Source organism: Microcoleus sp. PH2017_12_PCY_D_A (genome assembly GCF_020738565.1).
Classification (GTDB): domain Bacteria; phylum Cyanobacteriota; class Cyanobacteriia; order Cyanobacteriales; family Microcoleaceae; genus Microcoleus.
Map to the genome: position 1 here is coordinate 1 of NZ_JAEQCI010000218.1, position 4,476 is coordinate 4,476.

The 4,476-nt window shown below is 46.8% G+C and carries 4 protein-coding genes; 3 read left to right on the forward strand and 1 reads right to left on the reverse strand.

Going from position 1 to position 4,476, the window contains the following annotated elements; translation table 11 throughout:
* The first annotated feature begins 244 nt into the window (after positions 1-244).
* Complete coding sequence (locus tag JGK39_RS32710) at positions 245-892, forward strand: Uma2 family endonuclease (RefSeq protein ID WP_293298919.1); 648 nt, start codon at positions 245-247, stop codon at positions 890-892.
* A gap of 47 nt (positions 893-939) precedes the next feature.
* Here the strand turns inward: JGK39_RS32710 and JGK39_RS32715 are convergent, their stop codons facing one another.
* Positions 940-1,389: a hypothetical protein gene (locus JGK39_RS32715; RefSeq protein WP_293298922.1), complete on the reverse strand. Its 450-nt coding sequence runs from the start codon at positions 1,387-1,389 to the stop codon at positions 940-942.
* 402 nt (positions 1,390-1,791) lie between these two features.
* On the opposite strand from JGK39_RS32715, the gene JGK39_RS32720 reads away from it, so the two are divergent.
* Both JGK39_RS32720 and JGK39_RS32725 read left to right on the forward strand, forming a co-directional pair.
* Positions 1,792-2,106 carry a hypothetical protein gene (locus JGK39_RS32720; RefSeq protein WP_293252003.1) on the forward strand — a complete coding sequence of 105 codons (315 nt, stop codon included), beginning with the start codon at positions 1,792-1,794 and terminating at the stop codon, positions 2,104-2,106.
* A 25-nt stretch (positions 2,107-2,131) separates the two neighbouring features.
* Complete coding sequence (locus JGK39_RS32725; protein WP_293298925.1) at positions 2,132-4,297, forward strand: pentapeptide repeat-containing protein; 2,166 nt, start codon at positions 2,132-2,134, stop codon at positions 4,295-4,297.
* Positions 4,298-4,476: the final 179 nt, after the last annotated feature.

The following is a 4,476-nucleotide window of genomic DNA, read 5'->3' on the forward strand; positions in this document are numbered from 1 at the left end:
GACTTGCTCTGCATTTAGATGATTTTTGGCTGGCATACTTCGGGCTTTTCTGTGACTTGTGATTTATTATTATACCAGTTTTAATGCGAAACAGCTTACTACGAACCTAATAGGACTGAAGTCCTTACTACGAACCTAATAGGACTGAAGTCCTTACTACGAAACTAATAGGGGCGCTGCGGCGCACCCGAAACTTAAAAATTATGCACAAGTTATAATAAATTTAAATAAATTGGAGGTTGAAATGGTAACGCTGCAATTAAGACAAATCAGTGTACCGCCTGGACATAGACTGCTGTTGAACGATGTCAACTGGCAGGAATTTGAGGCGATTTTAGAGGAGTTGGGAGAACACCGCGGCTCTAGAATAGCTTACAGTAAAGGAACTTTGGAGATTAGGATGCCACTGCCAGAACATGAATTTAATAAAGAGATCATTGGCGATATGGTCAAAATATTACTCGAAGAACTTGAAATCGATCGAGAATGTTTTGGTTCGACGACTTTCAAACGAAAAAGTATGTTGCAAGGAATTGAACCGGATAACTGTTTTTACATCCAGAATTACGCTTTAATGATTGGCAAAAAGCGGATCGACTTAACTGTCGATCCGCCGCCGGATTTAGCAATTGAAGTCGATTTAACTTCTAAGACTCAACTGGATGCTTATGAGGCGCTGGGAGTACCTGAAATTTGGCGCTATGAAAATAAAAGGCTTCAGATTAATGTGCTTGAAGATGGGAAATATGTTGAATCGGAATTTAGTCCGATATTTCCCAATCTGCCAATTGTTGAAGCGATTTCTCTGTATTGCGAACAAAGTCAAACAGCGGGTACGAGTCAAACTCTCCGGTTGTTTCGCAAGTGGGTTAAAAACCAAATACAAAATTGAGCAAAATCGCTATTTCTGACAGCAAGCTTCCTAATTTTGTTGTACTGTTACTTTCGCTGTTGGGAAATTGAGAGAGAGTAAGGGTGTTGACCTTGCGATCGATCGCCCACGAAAATCACATAAGTCCCCTTGTCCCCATAACCCGAAAATTCTACATTCCCCGCAGCAGCATTCGCCGGTAGGACGCAGAAACGCCCCCTCGGCCCCTGAATCATCAAACTCGGCGCTCCCGCCGTTTGTACTGCAATCCGCCAGTAAGGTAAATCCTGGGTTACTTCGATGACCTGGTTGGGCCCTTGGGCGACAAAACCGCAGTCGCCGCTATTGTTCGGGCCGCCGGAAACTCCTGAAACGCTCAGGGGTTCGGGAAATCCCGGAGCAATTTGCAGCGGTTGGCTCCGAATAGCTCCGGCATCCGCTAAAATCATTGCCAAGGCTACGGTTACGATCGCACTAAACCACCGTTTGTCGCGATCGCCCGCACAGTATATCTTCATATTTCCTCACACAATGGCATTTAGTCCTACTTCTTTAGACGATAGATGATAATTGCGGTTCCAAACACATTAATCTAAACTAAGTAAAATCGACTTAATTCAATGTAAAATACCGAGCGCTAACAAGCTTGCTGTGTATGTCTTCTACCTTCTACCTTCTTCCTGATGACTGATGACTGATGACTGATGACTAATGACTGATGACTAATGACTGATGACTGATGACTGATGACTGATGACTAATGACTGATGACTGATGACTGATGACTAATGACTGATGACTAATGACTGATGACTGATGACTGATGACTGATGACTAATGACTGATGACTAATGACTGATGACTAATGACTGATGACTAATGACTGATGACTAATGACTTCTTCCTTCTTCCTTCTTCTTATGAATCCTCAAAATAACTTCAATTGGCAGCAAGCGATCGGACAACTAAAAGCTAAACTAGAACGATCGCCTCTCATCCAACAAAATCCAGACAGCTATCAAGCCCTCGGCACCTTCTACAATCAATCTCTGGAGAAGTTTCAAAAACTCCCCAAACCCGGGCAGGTGGCAGTCTTTGCCGTCGGAGCGATCGTGGTTCTGACAGTCTTCAATAGCATCGTCCAGCTACTTTCCGCCCTGATGACTCTTGGCGTTCTGGGAGTGCTAATCTACATAGCGTATAAATTGGCAATATCTCCTGATTCGTCCAACTAACGACTAACAATAGGAAATTATAAATATGGCTAGCCCAACCGCACCCGGTGATATTAATCAACCCGATCCGTCTTGGCCGAGACAATCCCAGCAAATGCCACTGCTGGTTCGCCGGTGTGGCGCTTGGGCCGTTGAAATTTCGTTAATTGCAGCCAGCGCCATGGTTCCCTTCAGTATCGGGGCCGCGGTTAATGCGGTTAACAAGGAAGCTCAAACCGTGCCACTCAATCCCTCGGTAGCAGCAGCATCGGAAACTGTCGCCCGTGTTTTGGCAATCCCCGTGCGCGATCGCAATCCCAGAGTCGCACCCCTAACTAATCTATTCTGGTCGGGGGCGCTGCTGGCACCGGCAGTTTTAGTGGCGTGGCAGTTGTTTTTGCTCGCCAGAACCGGTCAAACTCTTCCGAAACGCTGGTTCGGGGTGAAAGTTGTCACAGCCTCGGGTACTCCTCCGGGTTGGGCGCGAGTGCTGGTTCGCGAAATTTTCGGGCGCACTGGAGTGCCTCTGGGCGTCGCTTACGGGGTTTGGCGCTTATCCGGCGCGTTTCCGGATTTAATTATTTTAGGGGCGTTGAGCGGCTTGTCAGTGCTGGCAGATGGGGCTTTTGCACTGCGCTACAAACGGCAATCCGGGCACGATCGCCTTGCGAATACTTTGGTGGTCAATAGTCGTGAAGCGAAGCTATCCCGTAGGGAATCGCACCAACAGTCTGCCAATCCTGTCCAGAGTCAAGATTGGACTGAGGAAGACGCGCAAATTGCAGCTTTGGTTTTGACTCCAGAAACCGACGTGAAAGAAGATCCCAGTTTGTGGAATTGGATTCGCCAACATCCAGGCACAACTTTAGTGATAGTTACTATTGGCAGTGCGGGATTGATTTTAAGTTTGTTTGTTGGCACTCTGATCTACACTCAAAGTCAAGCTAATTTGCGGGATTCTCGGCAGCGGAACGACGAATTATTTGTAGCTTTAGTTAGCAAATTGTCTCCAGCTTCGGCTAGCGGAACATCGGGGAGGCGATCGGCTATTTTGGCTTTGGGGGCGGTGGAAGACTCGCGCGCCGTACCCCTGCTAGCGGATTTGCTGGCTCAAGAAGACAGCAAGGCGATGCTGGACGCGATCCAGCAAGCTTTAGTTAGTAGCGGGCCGAAAGCTTTACCTGATTTGCAGCGGTTGAATCAAGCCCTCAGCAATGAGCTCGAATCCCTGCGCTACGGGGGAAAGACTGCGGAACGCGAGTTAGCGGCTACCCGTCAGAGAACAGTGCAAAGGGCGATCGGCAAAATTCTCACAGTGTATAGCAGCCAGCTCAACGGCGCCGATCTCAGTCGCACCGATTTAAGTCAAAGTCCTGCCGGCCCGGGTCAGTTTACTTTAGTATTAGACAAAGTTGACTTATCAGGAATTAAGCTGAGAAAAGCCAATTTAACCAATGCCAGCTTGCAGGGAATTCGCTTTTACGGCACCGGAGAAGACAGGCGTCCGGGTACATTTGACGATTGGATTTCTGACTTGAGCGAAGCTAATTTTGAAGGAGCAAATTTAACCGGAGCATCTTTTAACAGCGCCGTAATGAACCGCACTACTTTTGTGCGCGCTGTCCTGAACAAAGCTAATTTGTCAAATGGAAATTTGAATGGAGCTAATCTTAGCAACAGTCTTTTAATTGGGGCTAATTTGCAGCAAGCAATGTTAAAAGAGGCAAGCTTTACTGGTGCAGATCTCGGCAGCGCCAATTTTTCGGGAGCGAATTTGGAAAGCGCGCGTTTGGCTAAAGTCAAGGCTCAAGGCACTCAGTTATCCTTAACAAATTTGTCTAAATCGGAATGGCAAGGTGCTGATTTGTCCGGTGCTGATTTGAGCGGCGCTAACTTACAAAATGCCGATTTTAGTTCCGCTAAACTCGCCAATGCGAATTTAAAAGATGCTCGGTTGCAAGATGCGAATTTGCGGAATGCTGACGTGAGTTCGGTTGATTTGAGGGGCGCTAATTTAGCTGGAGCGAATTTTCAAGGCGCTGTTTTCCTGGGGAAGGCTGCTTCGGATCAGTTTATTCAAAGTCAGGCTGGTAGCAAATCAGGTCGATTCCAAGGAGTTAATTTTGCCGAGGCTAAGAATTTAGATCAAAGTCAAATTGCTTACATTTGTTTGCAGGGCGGGATTCATCCGAAGTGCCCGCCGAAGAATTAAGACTTGGTTCGTAGTGAGGACTTTAGTCCGCAGAAAAAGAAGGACTAAAGTCCTCACTACAAACCTGGACTAAAGTCCTGACTACAAACCTGGAAAAGAAGGACTAAAGTCCTGACTACAAACCTGGAAAAGAAGGACTAAAGTCCTCACTACAAACCTGGAAAAGAAGGACTAAAGTC

Coding starts and splice junctions, on each gene's coding strand:
- JGK39_RS32710 (WP_293298919.1), top strand. CDS start 245: ATGGTAACGCTGCAATTAAGACAAATCAGTGTACCGCCTGGACATAGA.
- JGK39_RS32715 (WP_293298922.1), bottom strand. CDS start 1,389: ATGAAGATATACTGTGCGGGCGATCGCGACAAACGGTGGTTTAGTGCG.
- JGK39_RS32720 (WP_293252003.1), top strand. CDS start 1,792: ATGAATCCTCAAAATAACTTCAATTGGCAGCAAGCGATCGGACAACTA.
- JGK39_RS32725 (WP_293298925.1), top strand. CDS start 2,132: ATGGCTAGCCCAACCGCACCCGGTGATATTAATCAACCCGATCCGTCT.